This window comes from Exiguobacterium sp. s123, from assembly GCF_018617075.1.
Taxonomy (GTDB): domain Bacteria; phylum Bacillota; class Bacilli; order Exiguobacteriales; family Exiguobacteriaceae; genus Exiguobacterium; species Exiguobacterium profundum.
The window spans coordinates 37083-56140 of sequence record NZ_JACSJL010000010.1; the positions used below are offsets into that span (position 1 = coordinate 37083).

General features: G+C 47.1%; 29 protein-coding genes. 21 read left to right on the forward strand and 8 right to left on the reverse strand.

Annotated elements, in window-relative coordinates; genetic code table 11:
- The first annotated feature begins 1 nt into the window (after nucleotide 1).
- The 3 genes from rpiA to KNO72_RS14125 are packed head-to-tail and all read left to right on the forward strand — an operon-like array spanning nucleotide 2 to nucleotide 2161.
- Entirely contained in the window at nucleotides 2-691 is a 690-nt protein-coding gene (rpiA, locus tag KNO72_RS14115) for a ribose 5-phosphate isomerase A (RefSeq protein WP_214758609.1), read from the forward strand.
- Complete coding sequence (locus tag KNO72_RS14120) at nucleotides 688-1656, forward strand: Gfo/Idh/MocA family protein (protein ID WP_214758611.1); 969 nt, start codon at nucleotides 688-690, stop codon at nucleotides 1654-1656. The genes rpiA and KNO72_RS14120 overlap by 4 nt, the downstream gene beginning before the upstream one ends.
- Entirely contained in the window at nucleotides 1640-2161 is a 522-nt protein-coding gene (locus KNO72_RS14125) for a VOC family protein (RefSeq protein ID WP_214758613.1), read from the forward strand. The genes KNO72_RS14120 and KNO72_RS14125 overlap by 17 nt, the downstream gene beginning before the upstream one ends.
- Before the next feature lie 42 nt (nucleotides 2162-2203).
- Here KNO72_RS14125 and KNO72_RS14130 read toward each other — a convergent pair whose 3' ends face one another.
- From KNO72_RS14130 to KNO72_RS15915, 3 genes are all read right to left on the reverse strand, one after another.
- The gene (locus tag KNO72_RS14130; protein ID WP_214758615.1) at nucleotides 2204-2911 is read right to left on the reverse strand and encodes an ABC transporter permease; all 708 of its coding nucleotides are present in this window, start codon (nucleotides 2909-2911) and stop codon (nucleotides 2204-2206) included.
- Nucleotides 2908-3756: an ABC transporter ATP-binding protein gene (locus KNO72_RS14135; protein ID WP_214758617.1), complete on the reverse strand. Its 849-nt coding sequence runs from the start codon at nucleotides 3754-3756 to the stop codon at nucleotides 2908-2910. Before KNO72_RS14135 ends, KNO72_RS14130 begins: the two co-directional genes overlap by 4 nt.
- 130 nt (nucleotides 3757-3886) lie before the next feature.
- Complete coding sequence (locus KNO72_RS15915) at nucleotides 3887-4867, reverse strand: LytTR family transcriptional regulator DNA-binding domain-containing protein (protein ID WP_214758619.1); 981 nt, start codon at nucleotides 4865-4867, stop codon at nucleotides 3887-3889.
- A gap of 136 nt (nucleotides 4868-5003) precedes the next feature.
- Here KNO72_RS15915 and KNO72_RS14145 point away from each other — a divergent pair, with 136 nt between their 5' ends.
- Genes KNO72_RS14145 through KNO72_RS14160 form a run of 4 tightly spaced genes read left to right on the forward strand, consistent with a single transcriptional unit; the run spans nucleotide 5004 to nucleotide 6420 of the window.
- Complete coding sequence (locus KNO72_RS14145; RefSeq protein WP_214758621.1) at nucleotides 5004-5375, forward strand: hypothetical protein; 372 nt, start codon at nucleotides 5004-5006, stop codon at nucleotides 5373-5375.
- Nucleotides 5376-5393: 18 nt separating this feature from the next.
- The gene (locus tag KNO72_RS14150) at nucleotides 5394-5714 is read left to right on the forward strand and encodes a nucleotide pyrophosphohydrolase (protein WP_214758623.1); all 321 of its coding nucleotides are present in this window, start codon (nucleotides 5394-5396) and stop codon (nucleotides 5712-5714) included.
- Nucleotides 5711-5905 (forward strand): hypothetical protein, encoded by a 195-nt coding sequence (locus KNO72_RS14155; protein ID WP_214685678.1) that lies wholly within the window; start codon nucleotides 5711-5713, stop codon nucleotides 5903-5905. Before KNO72_RS14150 ends, KNO72_RS14155 begins: the two co-directional genes overlap by 4 nt.
- 50 nt (nucleotides 5906-5955) lie before the next feature.
- Nucleotides 5956-6420: a hypothetical protein gene (locus KNO72_RS14160; RefSeq protein WP_214685680.1), complete on the forward strand. Its 465-nt coding sequence runs from the start codon at nucleotides 5956-5958 to the stop codon at nucleotides 6418-6420.
- Nucleotides 6421-6426: 6 nt separating this feature from the next.
- On the opposite strand, the gene KNO72_RS14165 is transcribed toward KNO72_RS14160, so the two are convergent.
- Nucleotides 6427-6651: a hypothetical protein gene (locus KNO72_RS14165; RefSeq protein ID WP_214758625.1), complete on the reverse strand. Its 225-nt coding sequence runs from the start codon at nucleotides 6649-6651 to the stop codon at nucleotides 6427-6429.
- Between the two features lie 128 nt (nucleotides 6652-6779).
- Between KNO72_RS14165 and KNO72_RS14170 the strand changes: the two genes are divergently transcribed.
- Nucleotides 6780-7550 (forward strand): nucleotidyltransferase domain-containing protein, encoded by a 771-nt coding sequence (locus KNO72_RS14170; protein WP_251028369.1) that lies wholly within the window; start codon nucleotides 6780-6782, stop codon nucleotides 7548-7550.
- A gap of 5 nt (nucleotides 7551-7555) precedes the next feature.
- Nucleotides 7556-8590: a flavin monoamine oxidase family protein gene (locus tag KNO72_RS14175; RefSeq protein WP_214758627.1), complete on the forward strand. Its 1035-nt coding sequence runs from the start codon at nucleotides 7556-7558 to the stop codon at nucleotides 8588-8590.
- 41 nt (nucleotides 8591-8631) lie between these two features.
- Here the strand turns inward: KNO72_RS14175 and KNO72_RS14180 are convergent, their stop codons facing one another.
- Both KNO72_RS14180 and KNO72_RS14185 read right to left on the reverse strand, forming a co-directional pair.
- The gene (locus tag KNO72_RS14180; protein WP_214758629.1) at nucleotides 8632-9063 is read right to left on the reverse strand and encodes a MarR family winged helix-turn-helix transcriptional regulator; all 432 of its coding nucleotides are present in this window, start codon (nucleotides 9061-9063) and stop codon (nucleotides 8632-8634) included.
- A gap of 19 nt (nucleotides 9064-9082) precedes the next feature.
- Entirely contained in the window at nucleotides 9083-10288 is a 1206-nt protein-coding gene (locus KNO72_RS14185) for an MFS transporter (RefSeq protein ID WP_214758632.1), read from the reverse strand.
- Nucleotides 10289-10450: 162 nt separating this feature from the next.
- Here KNO72_RS14185 and KNO72_RS14190 point away from each other — a divergent pair, with 162 nt between their 5' ends.
- The 12 genes from KNO72_RS14190 (at nucleotide 10451) to KNO72_RS14245 (ending at nucleotide 17394) form a co-directional block, all read left to right on the forward strand.
- Nucleotides 10451-10900 carry a hypothetical protein gene (locus tag KNO72_RS14190; RefSeq protein ID WP_214758633.1) on the forward strand — a complete coding sequence of 150 codons (450 nt, stop codon included), beginning with the start codon at nucleotides 10451-10453 and terminating at the stop codon, nucleotides 10898-10900.
- A 13-nt stretch (nucleotides 10901-10913) separates the two neighbouring features.
- Complete coding sequence (locus KNO72_RS14195) at nucleotides 10914-11372, forward strand: hypothetical protein (RefSeq protein WP_214758634.1); 459 nt, start codon at nucleotides 10914-10916, stop codon at nucleotides 11370-11372.
- Nucleotides 11373-11381: 9 nt separating this feature from the next.
- The gene (locus KNO72_RS14200) at nucleotides 11382-11885 is read left to right on the forward strand and encodes a hypothetical protein (protein ID WP_214758635.1); all 504 of its coding nucleotides are present in this window, start codon (nucleotides 11382-11384) and stop codon (nucleotides 11883-11885) included.
- Nucleotides 11882-12367, forward strand: a complete 486-nt coding sequence (locus tag KNO72_RS14205; protein ID WP_214758636.1) for a hypothetical protein — start codon at nucleotides 11882-11884, stop codon at nucleotides 12365-12367. The genes KNO72_RS14200 and KNO72_RS14205 overlap by 4 nt, the downstream gene beginning before the upstream one ends.
- Nucleotides 12342-12824 carry a hypothetical protein gene (locus KNO72_RS14210; RefSeq protein WP_214758639.1) on the forward strand — a complete coding sequence of 161 codons (483 nt, stop codon included), beginning with the start codon at nucleotides 12342-12344 and terminating at the stop codon, nucleotides 12822-12824. Before KNO72_RS14205 ends, KNO72_RS14210 begins: the two co-directional genes overlap by 26 nt.
- A gap of 103 nt (nucleotides 12825-12927) precedes the next feature.
- Complete coding sequence (locus tag KNO72_RS14215) at nucleotides 12928-13866, forward strand: DMT family transporter (RefSeq protein ID WP_251028370.1); 939 nt, start codon at nucleotides 12928-12930, stop codon at nucleotides 13864-13866.
- Nucleotides 13867-13878: 12 nt separating this feature from the next.
- The gene (locus tag KNO72_RS14220; protein WP_214758643.1) at nucleotides 13879-14304 is read left to right on the forward strand and encodes a DMT family transporter; all 426 of its coding nucleotides are present in this window, start codon (nucleotides 13879-13881) and stop codon (nucleotides 14302-14304) included.
- 12 nt (nucleotides 14305-14316) lie between these two features.
- Complete coding sequence (locus KNO72_RS14225) at nucleotides 14317-14976, forward strand: Crp/Fnr family transcriptional regulator (protein ID WP_214758645.1); 660 nt, start codon at nucleotides 14317-14319, stop codon at nucleotides 14974-14976.
- Nucleotides 14977-14987: 11 nt separating this feature from the next.
- Complete coding sequence (locus tag KNO72_RS14230) at nucleotides 14988-15461, forward strand: DMT family transporter (RefSeq protein WP_214758647.1); 474 nt, start codon at nucleotides 14988-14990, stop codon at nucleotides 15459-15461.
- Between the two features lie 457 nt (nucleotides 15462-15918).
- A complete protein-coding gene (locus KNO72_RS14235; RefSeq protein WP_214758649.1) occupies nucleotides 15919-16389 on the forward strand; it encodes a hypothetical protein in 471 nt (156 codons plus the stop codon).
- 58 nt (nucleotides 16390-16447) lie between these two features.
- The gene (locus KNO72_RS14240; protein ID WP_214685702.1) at nucleotides 16448-16930 is read left to right on the forward strand and encodes a hypothetical protein; all 483 of its coding nucleotides are present in this window, start codon (nucleotides 16448-16450) and stop codon (nucleotides 16928-16930) included.
- Nucleotides 16930-17394, forward strand: a complete 465-nt coding sequence (locus KNO72_RS14245) for a hypothetical protein (protein WP_078146209.1) — start codon at nucleotides 16930-16932, stop codon at nucleotides 17392-17394. The genes KNO72_RS14240 and KNO72_RS14245 overlap by 1 nt, the downstream gene beginning before the upstream one ends.
- Nucleotides 17395-17515: 121 nt before the next feature.
- Here KNO72_RS14245 and KNO72_RS14250 read toward each other — a convergent pair whose 3' ends face one another.
- Nucleotides 17516-18244, reverse strand: a complete 729-nt coding sequence (locus KNO72_RS14250) for an AAA family ATPase (RefSeq protein ID WP_214758651.1) — start codon at nucleotides 18242-18244, stop codon at nucleotides 17516-17518.
- Nucleotides 18245-18253: 9 nt separating this feature from the next.
- Nucleotides 18254-18979 carry a hypothetical protein gene (locus KNO72_RS14255; protein WP_214685708.1) on the reverse strand — a complete coding sequence of 242 codons (726 nt, stop codon included), beginning with the start codon at nucleotides 18977-18979 and terminating at the stop codon, nucleotides 18254-18256.
- Nucleotides 18980-19058 lie beyond the last annotated feature (79 nt).

The window sequence follows — 19058 nt, forward strand, 5'->3', positions numbered from 1 at the left end:
GATGGATGTAAAAGAGAAGTGTGCAGAAGCCGCGCTCCCTTGGATTGAGTCAGGGATGACAATCGGTCTTGGGGGTGGCAGTACGATTCAACACCTCATCAATAAGATTCATGCGGATGAACTGGACGTAACTATCGTGACACCTTCATTTGTGACACGACGCGCTTGTTTGGAAAAAGGACTTCGGGTTGTCGAGACAGGGGATGTCTCGCTGATTGACCTTGCCTTTGACGGGTGTGACCAAGTCGATGCTCGACACCACGCATTAAAAAGCGGAGGCGGGATTCATACAGAAGAAAAACTCATCGCGACGATGGCGAAGCGGTATGTATTACTGGTGGATGACTCTAAATTTGTGGAACGATTGACGTTTGATCATCCGGTTGTCTTAGAAGTTCTTCCACAAGCATTCACCTATGTGAGCGAGAAAGTCCAAGAGCTCCCATGGGTGGAATCTCTACAAGTTCGTCAAAGTTTGAACAGTGATGGGGTCTTAGTGACGGTGAACGGGAACCGATTACTCGACGTGGTCGTCCACCGGTCTGAAGATCCGATTGAGGTGCACCACCAGTTATCTCAAGTACGTGGCGTGGTTGATACGTCCTTGTTCACAAATGTCGTCACGCACGTCATCGTTGCATCGCATCACGATACGGTCGTCTATTCAACAGAAACGGGGGAAGTGGAATGAAGCAATGGGGAATCATTGGGCCAGGAACGATTGCGACAGAATTCGCTCAAGCACTCGCGCAATCAGATGGCATTGCCTACGGGGTGTGGGGACGAAATATTGAAAAATCCGAACAATTTGCGAAAAAATATGGTGTGAGACATGTATACCAAACATTAGATGAGATGCTGTCGTCACCTGACATCGACATTGTCTACGTAGCGACGCCTCATCATCTTCACTATTCGATGATGGAACAAGCCATCGCACATGGAAAACATGTCCTTTGCGAAAAAACCATCACACTAAACAGTGAAGAGTTCGAGAACATTCAACGTCTGGCTGATGATCAAGGGGTGATTGTGCTCGAAGCGATGACGATTTATCATATGCCGCTCTTTGAAGAGTTGAGACGGCGTGTTCAGGCAGGTGCAATCGGACGAGTCAATATGATTCATGTGACGTTCGGCAGTTATAAAGAAGATGATCCGTCTAACCGATTCTTCAATCCGGAATTGGCTGGGGGTGCGATGCTCGATATCGGAACATACGCCTTATCGTTCGCTCGAAATTTCTTGGACGAAGAAGTAGTGGAAGTGTTGACGACAATGAAGCCATACAAGACCGGGGTCGATGAACAATCGAGTATGATTCTTCGTACGGATTCTGATCAAATGGTGAACATTACCCTTGCGATGCGTACGAAGTTACCGAAGCAAGGAGTAGTCGCCGGAGAAGAGGGGTACATTACCGTCAATGCGTTTCCTCGTGCGACGAAGGCAACCATAACGTACACGAAAGATGGCTCGGTTGAGACCGTTCAGCTCGGGGAGACGGAGCAGGCATTACGCTATGAAATCGACGCGATGCATCGTGTCATTTCTGGTGAATCTGACGAGACGCGACTTTATTCACGGGATGTCATGACGTGGATGGATCGGATCCGTCAACAATGGAAGGGGACTCATCATGAACAGAGGAATTGATCACATCGGCCTGACAGTGCCTTCTATTGAGGAGGCAACTACTTTTTTGAAAGATGCGTTCCACGCTGAGATTTGCTATGACGTGCAACGTCCAGAAGATGAACCGATGGAAGGGAAAGAGGCAGAGCAGCAACTAGACTTACCAGACGGACAACAAATCATCCTTATGCGACTGCTTCAAATCAAATCAGGACCGTCTATCGAGTTATTTCAAGTCGCACGAGTAAATGAAACCGAACCGACAGGAATCTCATCGTACGGTTTACATCATTTCGCAATCTATGTGGATGATATGCAAGAGGCGGCTCAGCGCTTTGAACGTGCGGGTGGACAGTTGTTATCGAAACCACACCCGTTAGCCGGCGTCGAAGACAATGGGGATAACCAAGGTGTATACGGGAAGGCACCGTGGGGGTCACTCATCGAGCTGATTGCCTATCCGGATGGAATTGATTATCCTGCGTTGAGTGAACAGGAGCGTTGGACACCGGCGGAACATAAATGAGTGTATATGAAAAGAATCGCCCTTTCTCAGGCGATTCTTTTTTCAGTCCGTCTGTTTCCGGTTATACATCACGACGCTACCGACGAATGCAGCAAGCGCCCAAGCAGTTAGCAACCCTAGCTCTAGTCCGACGGTACCGAAGTTCGCACCGTCTTCCACTTGATGAGCCACATCAATCAAAAGCACGTTCGGTAAATACTCAAGCACTCCGATGATAGCGAAACGGTCTTGTAGTGGCAACAACATCGGTGAGAACGAGAAGAAAAAGAACGGCAACATGACAATCAATGAAGCTTCCATGACCGTCTTCGACATCAAGCCGAACATCGTTCCGATCCCGATATAAAAGAATGTCGAGACGATGAGCGCGAGTGCAATCACAGCCAGATTTTGCGGGGCATAATCCATCAAAAATGATGAGGCTACGATGAGGATCATCGTCGTCACGAATGTGAGAGCGCTCTTTCCGAGCAAGATGTCGAGCGTGCTCGCGGGGGACAACATGAGCCCGCGAAGCGTGTTCTTCTCTTTCTCTTCGGCAATCAATGCACACTGTACGAAGATGGCCACGAGGCTGAACGTGATGTTGATGACGAAGTACGTGATATCGACGCCGCCTTCACCGATTCGCGAATAGAAGACAGCGAAGAAGAGCGGCATGATCAAGGTCGACGAGACGAACAAGTTTCGAGACAAATCTTTATAGTCTTTTTGGAAAATGGCGAGTGCGCGTTTCAATGAAAAAGTCATGATAATTTCCTCCCTGTCACTTCGATAAAGATGTCGCCGAGTGTCGGCTCATTGGAATGGATCGATGCGATATTTTTAGCACACATCTGTTTATGGAGCCAGTCTGCGCCTTCGTCGGTTTGCGTCACTTCATGCGTCTGGCCGTTGTTTAATTCAACTCGCATCGAACCAGTCGCATATTTCCTGCGCAATACGTTCGGGGCATCGAGCAGTTGAATCGACCCTTGATGTAAGAAAGCGACACGATCACACAGCTCTTCGGCTTCCTGCATATCGTGTGTCGTCAGAAAGATGGTCGTTCCGTTTGCCTTCAACCGTTCAATCCCTTTATAGATATGTCGAGAGTTGACCGGGTCGAGAGCCGATGTCGGTTCATCTAGAAACAGTAACTCTGGCTCATGAAGAAGGGCACGTGCGAGCGTCACCCGTTGCAACATCCCTCTAGAGAGTTTGTCGATGCGCTTCTTCCGTTCCCCGCTAAGATTGACCATGTTCAATACTTCATCAATCCGAGTCTTCGGTTCATCATAGAGGTCGCAATATAGGCTCAGGTTCTCTTCTATAGAAAGTCGTGTATAGAGACCGCTATTGTCCGTCAACACGCCAATGCGTTTGCGGTACTGTTCTTGTTTCAAGTCAGCGACCGGCACACCGAATACGGTAGCATCGCCAGCTGTCTGTGCGAGTTGTGACGTCAAAATTTTAATCGTCGTCGTCTTTCCTGAACCACTCGGTCCTAAGAAGCCGAACACTTCCCCTTTTCCTACCGTGAACGTCACATCATGTAACGCTTCCTCGTTTCCAAACAATTTCTTCAACCCGTTCACTTGAATGATTGGTTCCATTCCCGTTCCTCCTTGTCGATGTCGTCTTGCTTGCCTCTATCGTATAGGGAATGGGGGAAGGCTGCACTAAAATGGCGATAAATGGCGCTTATCAGGAGTTGAATGAAACGAATAGAACTGTGAATGGAGACTATTTGAGCCCCATCATCGTCTTCAATTCTGCCATTTTTGTCTTGGATAACGGAATCGTTGTCTTCTCTGAATCATCCAAGACGAGACTGAAGCTATTTTTCGTATAGGTGATGACTTCGCGCACACGTTGTAAGTTCACAAGGTATGACCGATGGCAACGGAAGAAACCGTACGGGGTCAAACGCGTCTCGAGCTCGTTCATCGTGAAGACGCTCGGGAACTGATCCGATTGACTATGTAAAATCGACTGTCCGTCCTGACTTTCGATGAAGTCGATTTCAGGAGGGTCGAGTAAGATGATTTTTTCGTTCACTTTCGTCGGGATCTTCTCGAAACGGACGTGAATGACTTCAGATGGAATTTCTGTATCAGCTGTATCTTCAGACTCTACATCTAACAGGCGCAAGTGACGGTGGTCGATCCGATAAACGGTCGATGTCATGAAGAGCGCACTCTCCATGTTGCTCGTCAACACGAGGACGGCTTTTAGTCTCGACGTCAATGTCTTTAACGTATCGCGTAAAAGGTGGCGTGTCTCTTGGTCCACGTCTTGGTCCGGTTCTTCAAACACATACAGGTCACGGTCCTGGAGAAGCAGCGCGGCGTACTGCGTGCGTCTGACAAGGGAGCGATTGAGACGGTGGAGGCGGTGCTTGCGATAAGTCGTGAGTTGGAGTTGCTGCATCACCGATTCGACCGAGTCAGTTGAATCATAAAGACGCTTGGTGAAGCGTAAATACTCCTCGATGGTGAGTCGGTCGTATAAACCGTCCCGGATGGAGAAGAGGGACAGTGTTGAAGCGTGGTCGATGTTACCGGTATAAGTCGTGATCTCCTGACTGATGAGACTGAATATGATTTCCCGAGAAATCACTCCACAATGAATGGCGGCCAACTCACCTGGTTGGATCGTAAATGAAATGTTTTCGAGAATAAGTGTGTCTTGTTGGCGAACCGAGACGTTTTGAAAAGTAAGCACCGAATCCCTCCCTTTTTAGTTGGAGTATAACATTTTACAGAGAAGGGCTTAAGAGGAAGATGATCACACATTAAAGTTACATCTTTTGGTAAAATAGAATGTATGACGAATTAGTGAAGGGCAGTGACTCTATTCAATGGATAAGCAATTCGAAGAGATGCAAACACGCATGTTCGAGTTAGAATCTCAAGTTGAGATGCTTCAATCCCTTCTACTTCGAGTGATTGAGCAAGATTCAATACTACATGATCAGTTAAAAACTGAATTAGAATACGTCTTACTAAAGCATGATTTACCAGTCGGAAAGAGACATGACGTTTCATTTTTTCTGATTCGTCTCGAAAAGGCGTATAAGTTTGAAAACAAAATACCAACGTTGATTTCATTTCATGAAGAATTGAAACAAATACTTGAATTAGAAGACTTATCGGAAGAGGTTTCCGTTCGACTGATTCAAGAGTATGTAAGACGTGGAGTTTTTACTGTGGGGAACATGATTGAATATTAATAGTGAGGAAGTGTATGTATGAACGAAGTACATCGATTAATGGACGAGGTCATTAAATTCCGAGATGAGCGCGATTGGGCGTTTCACCATAACCCGAAAGACTTGGCACTTTCCTTGTCGCTCGAGGCGAGTGAGTTACTTGAAGTATTTCAGTGGATCTCGAGTGAAGAAGCGCTTGAGACGAAAAAGACGGAGATGGAAGAGGAGCTTGCCGACGTGTTGATCTATGCGCTGACGTTCGCGCATGCTGCTAACATCAATGTGTCGAAAGCGATTGAAGACAAGCTCGTGAAAAACTCAGTGAAGTATCCGGTTTTGAGTGCAGAAGATTCACGATGAAATCCAATCATCGATTGTTATTCGTCATGTATCTTGGAGCAGGCATATTGAGTTTGGCTCTCTTTCTTGCGATTCCTTTGTTCTACATAGAACGTTCGAACTGGATGAACGTCATGTTTCCGCTACTAACAATCATTTGGTTTGCGAATGCGTTTGTGCATTGGAGAGGGATGAAGCAGAATAAAGCTTAATAAAATCGATTGTAGCCATAGAAAATCAATTGAGTGAAAAGGAGATAACGATGTCACACGAGGAACGTCTAGATCAGTTAAGTCGAAGCCTTGTTCATGCCATTCATTTGAGTTTCATTTTTTCCGTGATTTTTATTATGAGTGGATTGCTGGTTTGGTGGTTAGGGTGGCTCACCGTTGCCCAAGCATTGTTTGGAAGTATATTGCTCGCTCCACTCCTTTTGATGCTTCTGATGTGGAAACGCACACAGACGTTGCTACGTTTCAATGAGGACGTTGCATATCGTCATACCGTGTGGCTTGAGTTGATTTGCGCGCTGATTGTCGTGCTTTTAAATATTGGGATTGCGATTGCAATCATTGTTACCGAAATATATAGCTTCACGATTATTTCGTTCTTATTGATGTTCGTTGTGTCGATGATATCCAGACATGTTGATCAGCGGATGAAGCAACATGACCCGGAACATGTGACCTATTTAGATATGGCTCAATATAAGACAAAACGCAGTTGACCTGAGTCAGCTGCGTTTTGTGTTCGAGTCCAATTGTTGTTCGATTCGATCGAGACGTTCAATTAACACTCGAAACTGTTCAATGTTTTGACGCTCCAATTCAAGTTTTTCTGCTGCGCGTTTTTCAAATCGATTAACCACTTTGACAAGCCATACACTTCCGAAGACAATGGCGATGATGGGTAAGAAAAACGCAAGACTTGCAAATAATGAACTGATGATAATATTCACGAGAACTTCCTCCTTTACCTTTACACTCCATTATACTTCCAAATACATCCATCGTAACAGGGTCGACAGTAGAATTTTATATCAGACATTCGGTAGGCTAAGCATATAGAAAAGAGGTCTTGATCAGAATGAATTCAACAAATCGACAGCGTACTTTGAAGTGTCCGACCCGTCTTGGAACGGACGAGGATGGTTACGTCATCAACCAAACGTCCATCAAACATATTCAGCCTGAGTTTGAAACAATCCTCTTCAAATCAATTGAATTGGTGAAAGAAGCATTCGATGAACATCTTCATAGCATATACCTATATGGAAGCATCGGTCGCGGGACGGCTGTTGCTGGTGAATCTGATTTAGATTTGACGGTGCTTGTGCATGAGGATATCGATGCGACGGAATTGGTGGAACAGACGGAGCAACTACTAACGAAACATCCGAAAGTCATCAAAATCGACTACGATATCGGACGTCTGGATGTGGCACTGGATCCGGCGAACCGTTTTGAATGGGGCTTTTGGCTAAGACATCTCTGTACGTGTGTTTACGGGGAAAATGTTTCAACTCAATTCCCACTCATGAAGCCGGATGCTCGTGTGAGTAAAGCGTTGAACCAGGACTTGGTTTCTTCGATTGAAGCAGCCAAGTCGAAATTGCTTCATGGACAGATTTCTCATCTAGAGAAGCGCTCCATCGTAAAACGAGTCATTCGAGGTTGGTATTTGACGATTAACGTGAAGGATGAGAGTTTTGCGACGACTGTAAAAGCGTGCTTGGCGATTCTAAAACTCTACTTCCCGGAAGATCCGCGAGTAGAGGAAGGGAAGATACTGTTGAAACAAGATGACATCACAAATCAACAGCTTCTGGACTATTTGAATGAAATAGATTGGATGTGAGTACGATGAAACAACAAATCGCCATCATTGGAGCTGGTATCAGCGGACTTTATGCTGCGATCCAACTTCATCAAAAGGGATATGACGTCACCATCTTTGAGGCACGTGATCGTATTGGTGGTCGTATCTTGACGAAGGACGGCTATGACCTCGGACCGACGTGGTATTGGCCGGATACGGAGAAGACCATCTCTGAACTCGTGGATACACTCGGACTCGAGTCATTTGTTCAACATACGACAGGACACATGGTGCTCGAACGTCAAACGACGACCGCACCGGAACGACATGTGTTACCGGAAGAAAGCATCGTCTTATCCAAGCGTTTAGTCGGTGGGATGACGAGTCTGGTGGAAGCTCTGCATGCGAAGTTGCCCGCTGACATCATACATCTTGGACATCGTCTCACGTCCATCGACCGACAGGCAGACCGAGTTCAATTGACGTTCCAAAATGGGGCGGTGCATCACGCGGACGACGTGATTCTTGCACTTCCTCCACGCCTTGTCGCCAATCTAACAATCCATCCTGAATTGTCAGCTTCGACGCAAAATGCACTCAAAACGACTCCCACGTGGATGGCATCCCAGGCGAAGGCGCTCATCGTATACGAGACACCGTTCTGGCGAGAAGAAGGTCTGTCTGGCTTTGGGATGAGCTGGGTCGGTCCACTTCAAGAGATTCATGACGCTTCTCTGATAGATGGACCAGGTGCGCTGTTCGGATTTTTCCGTCTGTCACCGGGAGAACGGGAAGCGTTAGGAGAAGGACAAGTAAAGACGCGCGTCATCGAACAACTGGAGAAGCTTTATGGTCCGAAAGCGAATGACTTCTTGCGATTTCATTATATGGACTGGTCGACAGAATCAGAGACAGCGACATTTGACGATTTCCTGCCGCTCACGGCATTCCCGGCTTACGGTTCGATTGAGCTCGGAGACCGTCTCCATTTGATTGGTTCGGAGACGGATGCGCAGTTCGGGGGACATATCGAAGGGGCATTGCGGTCGGCGAATCGAATCGTAAAAGGGTTGGTATAACGAAAAAGACAAATCGTCCGACTAGCGGCGATTTGTCTTTTTTATTTGAATTTCTGAATCATCAACGCGAGCGAACGGTTGATCATCTTCATCTCGTCATCCTCAAGGACGGAGAACATCTCTTCAGCGAGGCGCTCTTCAATCGCATCGATTTGTTTCGAGTACGCCAGACCGTTCGGACCAAGTCGGATGAAGCTTTCTCGAAGGTTCTCGGGATTCTTTTCCCGCATGACGAAGTCGCGTTGCTCGAGCACTTTGATCACCTGACTGACAGCACTTTTGGAGATGGACATCTTCGTCGCAATCTCTGTCGTCGTCCACGTCTCTTGACGTTTGAAGAGAAGCAACATCTGTTCTTGTTGATAGCTCAGCTCGAACTCGTTCAGTTCCGTGAAATATTTCGTGAACAGCAAGTCGAGCTCATCGATTTGGCGATACATCGTGAGGACTTGTTGCTTTCGTGTTTCATTCAACGTGTCATTCATCCTTTCTTTACGGTGTCCGCCGGAACGTTTCGCTCCGAAGATATAAGAGGACACCACACACTAATCCGATTATACCAAATGCCAATAAGAGCGTTTGAATCGGCACGGACAAGGCAACAAGCACCGATAGGATGGCGAACGCAATCGGTTCAAGTCCTGAGGCGGCGAGCGACATGATGCTCATGACACGGCCGATTTTGTCAGAGTCGCTTTGTTCCTGCATGATGGTGACCGTCGGCAAGTAGACGAGCATGATCATAAACCCGCTCATAGAAGCCGCGACCGCGAGAAGCGGAATCGATTGGACTTGCGTGTAGAGGAAAAAGGCGCCGAGTGTCAGGAATAGGGCGCGGAAGACGAAGCGTCCACGATGAACCGACCGTAACAATAGAATCAGGAAGCTTGCAACAAATGTCCCGACAGCGAGCCCGCCTTCGATGATACTCAAATCAAATGCTGTCCCTCCGACCGCGCCAACGAGAATCGGGATACTCATGATGAGCGGTCCCATGACGAACAAGTTGACGATGGCAATGGCGAACGTCCCACTACGTAACACAGGTGTCTGCGATACGTAACGAATGCCCTCTTTCAAATCAAGGAGTACATCTTTCGCTGAGAGCGGAGCGATCTCGGGAATGTTGTCTTGAATCAGCCGTGGCATGATCAAAATCGCGGAGAGGAAAATCAATGCAGCCGACGTGCCGAAACTGAGACCAAAACTTCCCCACGTCAGTAGGATTCCTGCAAGGAACGGACCGATGACGAACATCAACTCGAGCGACCCTTGGAAAAGGGAGTTTGCCCGTTGCAACTGTTGACTTGATACGATTGAAGGCATAAGTGATGACAGTGCCGGGTAAGACATGCCATCTAAAAGACCAAACAATACGGAGATGATCAAGAGGGCTGTCACCGAATACGCGTCAGCGAAATGGAGCGCAACGACAATTAACATCAACACGCCTTGTCCGATATTTGTTAAGCATAACAAGCGACTCTTTTGGAATCGGTCGGCGAACACACCGCCGAATACCATCATGACCACACGCGGCAACGAGACCGCAGTCAAGATAATCCCGAGAAGTGTTGGTTGCTTCAACACATCGATCGTCAACCAAGAGACGCTCAAGAAGAAAATCGAAAACCCGAGCGTGAGCGTCATTCCAGATAACCAGGTAAACATAAATCGGGAATTGTTCAATAAACCCATGTTAATAACCTCTTACTTTCATTCTTCAACATATAGTTAAGTTAACTAAACTATAAGGCGAGAAGTTCATATCGTCAAGAAACATGACTTTGGTACGAAAATGTAAAATAACGGAACTTTTCTCATGCTCATCCCGTATAGTGGAATAAGAGGTGAATCAAGATGAATAAGCAAGAACGATTACATATGATTAAACAATCAAATCGAAAGCGACTTTTGCAACGACTTTTTCTAGCAATTCCAGCTGCTCTCGCGGTCTACTTTTTAATACGAACGGACGGGAATATTTGGGTTGGGTTCGCCATTATCGGCGGAGTGTTACTTGCGACTCGTTACTTCCTTTCGCATGAAGCAGATGCGATCAGTCAATTGTCGGAGCAAGCACAGGTGAAACGTGTCGTGACACTGCAGTATCATCTGGACTTCCTCTTTATCGCATTGCTAGGACTCGTCAATCCGCTAGCCATTCGAATCATGGAATGGTCTTGGATTCCAGCGGTTCTTATCGGTGGGGCATTGCTTTATATCTTATGGTCTCAAGAGAAGCTCGATCAACAAATCCGCTGGCTCGATCCGGAGCAACCGACACGTCGCGAGATTCGACGATTCTGAAAGGGTGAATGAGATGAACAAACAAGAACGAATCAATACGATTTATCGTTATCAACAGCGTTGGCTTTTGTTGCGCTCGATTCTTGCAATACTAATAGGAGGACTTGTCGTTCTCACGCTTCAGTCTAACGGAGAACCGATGTACACCATCCCGTTAGCGTTCACACTTACGATTATGCTTTACGTCATCGGACGAGAACGTCGCTTCGTTAGAAAGTTGACCAGTGTGGAACAAGCCAAGCGCATCATCGATTGGCAATATGTATCGGAAATGGGACTCCTCGTCTTGTTGGCGATTCTCTTCCCATTCATAGTCCTGATTAATTGGCCGGCATGGTCGCTTTTCGTTGTCTTCTTAGGCGGGGTCATCTTATTGCAAGTCGCACAGAAAAAGCTCGACCGGCAGATGCCGCAGTATGACGAAGAACAGCCGATGCGCCGTGAAATCAAACTCGACTTCGTGAAAGACTGAGGTGATACCGTGGACAAAGCAGAGCGATTTGAAAGAATTGAACAGTTTGAGAAACGATATACTCGTCTCAACATCATCGTGAGCGTAATCATGCTAGGCGTATCCATCTATTTTCTTTCGACATGGAGTCCGTATAGCATTCTTTTACCCGGTGTCGCACTTCTCTATACGACATGGCTTGAATGGAACAAGATGAAACTGCAGCAATCCTTCAATGAATCGACACGCTATCATCGATTGTTGCGGATTGATTTTACTGTCATGTTGATGAGTTTGATATGGTTTTTGATTTTGATTGGGTTGCATTTCAACGGAATCGATATCTTACCGTGGATGAGTTGGACGCTCCTGATTGGCGGGCCGTGTCTCATATTGATTCCACTTTGGATTGATCGAAAACAGTCCGCGCTTGATGAGCACCACGTCACATCAGGCGAGTGGACCCGGGCAAACCGGGAACGTTTGAAACATACGTTAGATGATATTTCAAGGAAAGGTCGTAAAGATTCATGACAAAGATAGAACGGATTCAAGTAATCGGAGGATATCGGCAGTCACGACAAACCCTCCACCTTTGGCTCACGGGAGCCCTTATTTTTTGTAACAGTTTTGTGCTCGGTTTTGATACATGGTGGATATGGGGAATCGGTTCGGTCCTCACGGCTGCCCTACTCATAGGGCTGACGATCAAAGAAGGACGTGTCTTACAGATTTTCACGGTGGGTCGAGGCATCCTACTGACAAAACGCTTATATCGCCTCTATTCCTACTGGATTGGAGCGGTCACAGCAGCGGTTCTCTTCAGTCGTCTCCAGATTGCACCTGTCGCATGGGTCATCTTCGGTCTAGGCATCGTCATGTTAGCATGGACGCACGATCAGACCGTGCAACAATTGCGACAAGCCGACCCGGAGCAACCAACACGAGATGAGGTGACAAAGCATTACCGCTCGTATGAAAGGAGTACATATGCTGACGAAAGAAAAGCGAATTGAACAATTGCTGGAGCAGGATGACAGTCATTGGCGTTGGGGGTGGGGCGTCGTCATCGCGACGGTCGTGATGACGCTCGTGATTGCCACACAGTCCAAACTCTACGCTCCACTCCTCGTCTTCATCAGTTTTTTCCCGTATCTCTGTTTCGAGTGGCGGAAGACAAAACTGCTCCTGACCTTTAACGAGAATGCGCGGTATCAACGTCTGGTGTATACAGACTTTGGCATCCAGTGGCTCTGCTTCGTGTTGACCATCTGCTTGTTGGCTGCCTATTATGCCGACTCGTTGTCTCCCATCATTGCCATTGCCGGGCTGTTCGGAATCGGTGTGATGTCGATTCTGGCACCGTATGTCATCAATCGACACTTACACTCGCTCGATGCGCATCATGTACGAGGGAAAGAATTGCGTGAAGCGCGCGGTCAACGCTTCCGTGAGTCCAAAACGAACCCCTGAGAAGGGTTCGTTTTTTGTTTGAGGACATCGGTCCTTTTCTTCTTTTGTATAGAGGCGTAAGCTGACAATGTACACAGAACCAGTAGAATCGAGGAAGACATTCATGTTAGCTATTTTGATTGGATTGACGATTGGGATTTTATTGCCGATGCAGACGAGTGTCAACTCACGTTTGCGTCAGGTGGTCGGCTCCCCGTTCGTTGCATCTTTTTTATCGTTTACTGTCGGGACGATCTTTTTGTCTTTATTGCTCTTATTGACCGGACAGTCATTCGGATTTGACGGCTCGGTGATTCAGGAAGGTCCGGGTTGGATGTGGATTGGCGGACTGTTAGGGGTCTTGTTCTTAACGGGAAATATTTTGCTGTTCCCAAGACTCGGGAGTGTCCAGACGGTTATCATGCCGATTTTTGGACAGATTTTGATGGGGTTGTTGATTGACCATTTCGGTTGGTTCAATTCTGTAGAACATCCAATTACGGCGCTTCGTTTGTTCGGAGTCGTGCTCGTCTTGTTCGGAGTCATCGGAACGGTCGCTTTATCCGACTGGCTCAATCGCCGAAGGGGCAAGCTGGTCGTCTCCATGGAAACGGACACGGGGAATCTGAACCTGTGGCGACTGTTTGGGATTTTCACTGGGATGATGAGTGCCACGCAAACGGCCATTAACGGCTATTTGGGAACAGTGCTCGAATCGGCTCTGAAAGGGGCATTGGTCTCTTTCGTTGTCGGAACATTGGCGCTCTTACTCATTTTACTCGTCTCACGCCAACCCGTTCCGCTCGGTCAACTGAAAGGTCAACCGTGGTGGATTTGGCTCGGTGGGATCATTGGGGCGCTCTTCATCGGAGGAAACGTCCTCATCGTACCGATTGTCGGGACAGGAATCGCTGTCATCATCGTCATTGTCGGACTGTTATGCGGTAGCTTACTGATTGACCGTTTCGGTTGGTTTGGAGCGAAGAAGAACCCGGTCACTGGTGTGCAAATCATCAGTCTGATTGTCATGGTCATTGGAATTGTATTGATTCGTTTATCTTAAGGGGGGAGAACGATGCGAGGAGTGCTGTTCGCCATGAGCGGGGGATTCTTTCTCACGTTGCAAAGTGTCGCTAACGCCCGAATCAGTTCGCAGATTGGGACGTGGCAAGCGGCGACGTTGACACAATTCACTGGATTCGTCGTTGCGCTCCTCGTCATGCTGGTGCTCCGGGACCGCACGTATGTCGAGATGCGGCACGTGAAGCCGCTCTATTTATCTGGCGGAGCGTTTGCGGCGATTATCTTATTCAGTAATATGACGGCCGTCCATAAACTCGGGGTCACGATGACAATCTCGTTGTTTCTCATTGCGCAACTGACGCTCGCGCTTGTCATCGATTGGCGAGGCTGGTTTGGAATGGTGCGCCGAAACTTGAACGGGATGCAGTTGTTTGGGGTGCTTATGATGATCGCGGGGGTCATCTTATTAAAATGGTAGGGGGAAACGTGCATGGTTGACTCGTATGTGAAGCAATTTGAATTGACTGTCTTACCTGTCGCTGCGCAGAACGAATTGCAGCTCGTCCGACACGAGCCAGGAGACGTCATCTGTACGCAAGGTGATGAAGCAGAGCATCTCCGCTTCTTAGTGAAGGGAAAGATTCGCGTTTCACATACCTCCGCTACCGGGAAGCGCCTCGTCCTCTCCTTCAAATATCCGCTCGATTTGATCGGGGACATCGAATATATTCAGCGTACCCCGTTTTTGAATACGGTCGAGGCGGTCACGTCAGTCGAGATGCTTGTCATTCGCTTCGAGGATTTGGTTCGACATGCCCACCACGATGTTGCGTGGTTACACTATTTATTAGAAGAGATCACAAGAAAATTTGAACGAAAATCTCAATCACTCAGCTTCAACTTGTTTTACCCTGTCGAAGTGCGCTTGGCGAGTTATCTGTTATCGATGACGCCGAATGACCAAACACTCGGCTCGACTGTCGACCAATTGACGGATATCGCTGATTTGATTGGGACGAGTTATCGTCATGTGAATCGGACGCTCCGGCGTTTCGTTGAGGCAGGATTGATTGAACGAAATCGGCGGGTAATCACGCTCGTCGATCGGGAAGGTTTGTTGGAGATTGTCGGGGAGAGCATTTATGAATAGGAGGGAGGCATATGGCGATTGGGATGATGCTTGCTGTCATCGGCGGAATGCTCGTCTGTGTGCAAAACACGTTTAACGCCAACGTCAAGAAGCATGTCGGGGCATGGGCGACGACGACGCTCGTTCTCAGTCTTGGATTTTTAGCATCGCTACTCATCGGTCTGTTTCAGGAAGGTGGTGGCTTGTTCCGAGTAGAGGAGATGGAGACATGGTACTGGTTCAGCGGAATCCTCGGCGTCGGGGTCGTCATGAGTGTGACGCAAGGGGTCGAGCGCCTCGGACCGAGTTATGCCATATCGATCGTCATGGTGTCTCAAATCTTGTTCGCGCTCCTTTGGGATACGTTAGGTTGGTTCGGATTGACGGCCGTCCCGTTCACATGGAAGACAGTCGTCGGGATTGTGTTAATCGTTGGTGGGGTGCTCGTATTTCAATTGAGTGGAAAGGGTAAACCAACTCGCGCGTCGATGAATCGAGCGAGTTAAATGTTAAAAAGAAGTTCCACGTTTTGAACAAGTTTGTCCATGCTGCTGTCGATTCAGTTGAGTATGACAGATCGGGTCCATCACCGTTGACTTCTATTCCGTTGATTGACCAGATGTAACCAAAACTTTTGACTCATTAGGAAAAAAAGGATAAAAAGAACAATTTGACCGAATCTTTTTTTGAAAAGATATGTATAATTTAGAAGAACAGGATAGAAGGGGGTAATGATATGCAACAAGTGATGGACATGGGATGGACAATTCTAAACTTAGGGTTGTTGACGATGATTGGAATCTTTTTATTCCGACTCCTTCGCCGGCATTCAAATTAATCAGCATCTGACAATCGTCAGATGCTTTTTCCTTTTTAATGGGAAAAACTCGAAAGTTTGCTTATAGATTGTTAAGATATAGATATCGATAAATTGGATGGTTTTTACTGTTGGAGGTGTGTAAGGTGTTACGTGAAGAACGAATGGAATACTTGTACGACAAGGCATGGACTAAAAAGGGTCCGCTACTAGTGATCATCATCGGTGTAGTGACGGCGCTTTGGCTATTGTTCAATGATTCCAGAATGAGCCTATCCCTGTTCATCTTTTGTGCGGCGATGCTCATGCCGCTTCTGGTAGCGACATGGCATAAAATCAAGTTGTTTTTACAGTTCAATGACTCATCCACGTACCAACGCTTTATTTATCTAAAAGGCATGATTCAGTTTATTCTCTTGATTGGTGTCATATCGATGATGGCGCTTTATGCACTGAAGTACATATCGCTTGATACGTTAAGCCTTGGCTGTGCGATGCTGATTGCGAGTTGTCTCATTCTCGAGTCATGGATTGACTGGAAAATTCTAAAGATTGATGACGAGCATGTGGTCGAGAGTTTGTTGGGATTGATGAACCGGGAGAAGCGTAGAGGATGAAACTAATCGAGCATAGTTTCCGTATAGAAAAATAAAGAACACACACAAGGGGGATTCGATGGTAGACCATGAAGTTAGATTAGAACAGATGTTGAAAGATGATGAAAAACGAAAGAAGCAATTGACCCTTCCGTTGATTGGGGCCATCGTCTTGACCTTCTTCTATATATGGACGACGAACGTCTTCTTGTTGTATGCTATGATTTTTTTCGGACAATTTCCTGCCTTATATAAATCATGGCACCGCAAGAAGTTATTACTGTCATTTAACGAAGACAAACGGTATCAACAACTCGTGCGATCTGAATTTTTATTGGGTCTTACCTCGCCATTACTTGTTCTCATACTGATTACCAGTGCGGAGCTTGAGTGGATTTCATTGTTCACTTTCGTTATCATTGCATTTATTGGAATCATAGTTCTGTTGATTCTCAGTTTTCCAATCGACCGCAAGCTAAAAGAAATCGATTCGTTACACGTGACGGGTGTTGAACTCGGTCATGTCCAGCTGCAACGGAAAAAACGAAAAAGTGAAGCGTGATGAATAAACAAGAACGCCTCCCCAAAATGGTGAAACAGGATCTCGATTCGCGAGGGGTCAGCGCGATATTTGGCATCATCGGTCTGTTTCTCCTTCTCGTTGTTTCGGTCATAAGAGGTATCACGGTGACGACGGTTGCCTTCTCTTTCCTCGTGACCCAACTACCGATGCTCTATCAAGCATGGCGACGGATGGAGTTGTTACGTACATTTAACGAAGACGAGGAATACCAACGTCTCGTTCGTCGAGAATTTCAAATCATCGTCGCCATGTTTGGATCACTTGGTGTATTTACTTTCCTCACGTGGTTCGTATTGGATTCGATGCAGGAACTACTCGGTGTCGCATTGATTGGCATCATTCCGCTCCTCATCTTGTACGTGTCGATGGACCGGAAACTACGTGAAGCGGACCCGGAGCACGTGACGAATCGGGAATTACGACGCGCACATCGTGAACAATAAAACTCAGCCCTGACACACGTCAGGGCTGAGTTTTATTATGAGAACATGGAAATGAGAAAGCCGCAGACGACCATGCCGATTGTATAGAATGTGAACCGGTATCGTTCCCAAAAAGATTCATTCATCGTGTCACCGCTACATCGTCAAGCGGCGTGTCAACCATCCGAACGAACGCTTCGTCCGGGTCGGTCGTTCCAGACTCGTCGAGCCAGTCTTGGAAGTCCCCTTCATACAAAACGCGTCCACCATGCAGGAAGATGACATGGGCATCAAGTTGAACCAAGTCATGTAACTGATGTGTGGAGATGAGACATGTCTTGCCCTCATCGACGAGTCGTTGCAGGCGGCGCATGATTTGAATGCGGGACGCCGGGTCGACCCCGCTCGTCGGCTCATCAAATAAATAGAGAGAACGTTTGATTGAAGATAAGAGCGTCACGAAGAGCCATTTCTTCTCCCCGACCGACATCTTCCCGAGTTTCATCGTCCATAGATGTTCGAACAGTTCTTGTTCGCGAGAAGTTGAAAGGTTATTCATATACGATTCGAGTTTCTTGAAGTCGGGACGTTGCGACAGACGTCCGATGAAATAGGCGAAGTCTTTCCCCGTCAACTCATGATGGTTGTACATGAGTTGTGTCAAATAGAGCATGTCCGTCGTCGGAACGAGTTCGAGTGATGTCTTGTCGACCGGAAGTGCCCCGGTCATACAATCAAACAGGGTCGTCTTCCCAGCACCATTTTGTCCAATCAAAACGTTCAGTTTATTCGATTGCAGTGTGAACGAGACATCATCGAGAACAGGACGTGCCGCTTTCGGATAGCGATAAGTGAGTTGGTTTACGTGCATAAGAACCTCCTAGCGTGTGATGAGTGAGACGAGACTGAAGCGTTTCAACGCAATCGCGCCGATGATGAAATACCCAAGTACAGAGAGGCCTGTCGCCCATACTCCGAACGAGAGCTCGACTTGAGTCGTCAGATGCAGCAACCCGAGCGCGAATTCGTGAAGCGCGTAGAACGGGTTGAGGAAGCTGAACCATTGATCAGGTGACTTGATCGCCAGTAAAAAGAGTGGGAACATCAGTATGTTCGCGAACGTCCCGAGACTCGATACTTTCACTGGAAGTGTCGTGATGGCGACACTGGCAACCGCGAACGGGATACTGCCAATCAATACGAGTAGAGACGTTGCAATCAACTTGAACGAAAAGAACCCGTGTACGAGCGTGACGACCGTTGTGAATAAAGTTAAGCTGATGGAGGCGAATAAGAGTTGCGCCAAGATGACGGCGATGACATATGTCAGTTTGTTGCCTGAGATCATCACGTACGTTTTCATCAGTCCGTATTCACGCATACGAGCGAGTTCGATGCCGACACCGTTCACATATGTAGCAAGAATAATATACACCCAGAAATAAGAGAGCCCTGGGTAGTATTCCGCTGTCGTTGCTTGGCGAATATCTGAAGATGACTGCGTCAAGGCGATTATGAGTGGGATTAAGAATGTCCAGATGAATGGAATCTTATCCGTGACGACAACTTTGGCATACATAAAGAAATAACTTGTGATTTGATGCATCCTGTTCCTCCGCTTGTCTATTTGATTGTTTGTATCGTTGCACAATATACGGAAGGTTATTGGAAAAAGTTTCAAAAAA

Excerpts from the sequence above, each read along its gene's own strand:
- rpiA (WP_214758609.1), top strand. The coding sequence starts at position 2 with ATGGATGTAAAAGAGAAGTGTGCAGAAGCCGCGCTCCCTTGGATTGAG.
- KNO72_RS14120 (WP_214758611.1), top strand. The coding sequence starts at position 688 with ATGAAGCAATGGGGAATCATTGGGCCAGGAACGATTGCGACAGAATTC.
- KNO72_RS14125 (WP_214758613.1), top strand. The coding sequence starts at position 1,640 with ATGAACAGAGGAATTGATCACATCGGCCTGACAGTGCCTTCTATTGAG.
- KNO72_RS14130 (WP_214758615.1), bottom strand. The coding sequence starts at position 2,911 with ATGACTTTTTCATTGAAACGCGCACTCGCCATTTTCCAAAAAGACTAT.
- KNO72_RS14135 (WP_214758617.1), bottom strand. The coding sequence starts at position 3,756 with ATGGAACCAATCATTCAAGTGAACGGGTTGAAGAAATTGTTTGGAAAC.
- KNO72_RS14145 (WP_214758621.1), top strand. The coding sequence starts at position 5,004 with ATGGATAAGCAATTCGAAGAGATGCAAACACGCATGTTCGAGTTAGAA.
- KNO72_RS14150 (WP_214758623.1), top strand. The coding sequence starts at position 5,394 with ATGAACGAAGTACATCGATTAATGGACGAGGTCATTAAATTCCGAGAT.
- KNO72_RS14155 (WP_214685678.1), top strand. The coding sequence starts at position 5,711 with ATGAAATCCAATCATCGATTGTTATTCGTCATGTATCTTGGAGCAGGC.
- KNO72_RS14160 (WP_214685680.1), top strand. The coding sequence starts at position 5,956 with ATGTCACACGAGGAACGTCTAGATCAGTTAAGTCGAAGCCTTGTTCAT.
- KNO72_RS14170 (WP_251028369.1), top strand. The coding sequence starts at position 6,780 with ATGAATTCAACAAATCGACAGCGTACTTTGAAGTGTCCGACCCGTCTT.
- KNO72_RS14175 (WP_214758627.1), top strand. The coding sequence starts at position 7,556 with ATGAAACAACAAATCGCCATCATTGGAGCTGGTATCAGCGGACTTTAT.
- KNO72_RS14185 (WP_214758632.1), bottom strand. The coding sequence starts at position 10,288 with ATGGGTTTATTGAACAATTCCCGATTTATGTTTACCTGGTTATCTGGA.
- KNO72_RS14190 (WP_214758633.1), top strand. The coding sequence starts at position 10,451 with ATGAATAAGCAAGAACGATTACATATGATTAAACAATCAAATCGAAAG.
- KNO72_RS14195 (WP_214758634.1), top strand. The coding sequence starts at position 10,914 with ATGAACAAACAAGAACGAATCAATACGATTTATCGTTATCAACAGCGT.
- KNO72_RS14205 (WP_214758636.1), top strand. The coding sequence starts at position 11,882 with ATGACAAAGATAGAACGGATTCAAGTAATCGGAGGATATCGGCAGTCA.
- KNO72_RS14210 (WP_214758639.1), top strand. The coding sequence starts at position 12,342 with ATGCTGACGAAAGAAAAGCGAATTGAACAATTGCTGGAGCAGGATGAC.
- KNO72_RS14215 (WP_251028370.1), top strand. The coding sequence starts at position 12,928 with ATGTTAGCTATTTTGATTGGATTGACGATTGGGATTTTATTGCCGATG.
- KNO72_RS14220 (WP_214758643.1), top strand. The coding sequence starts at position 13,879 with ATGCGAGGAGTGCTGTTCGCCATGAGCGGGGGATTCTTTCTCACGTTG.
- KNO72_RS14225 (WP_214758645.1), top strand. The coding sequence starts at position 14,317 with ATGGTTGACTCGTATGTGAAGCAATTTGAATTGACTGTCTTACCTGTC.
- KNO72_RS14230 (WP_214758647.1), top strand. The coding sequence starts at position 14,988 with ATGGCGATTGGGATGATGCTTGCTGTCATCGGCGGAATGCTCGTCTGT.
- KNO72_RS14240 (WP_214685702.1), top strand. The coding sequence starts at position 16,448 with ATGGTAGACCATGAAGTTAGATTAGAACAGATGTTGAAAGATGATGAA.
- KNO72_RS14245 (WP_078146209.1), top strand. The coding sequence starts at position 16,930 with ATGAATAAACAAGAACGCCTCCCCAAAATGGTGAAACAGGATCTCGAT.
- KNO72_RS14250 (WP_214758651.1), bottom strand. The coding sequence starts at position 18,244 with ATGCACGTAAACCAACTCACTTATCGCTATCCGAAAGCGGCACGTCCT.
- KNO72_RS14255 (WP_214685708.1), bottom strand. The coding sequence starts at position 18,979 with ATGCATCAAATCACAAGTTATTTCTTTATGTATGCCAAAGTTGTCGTC.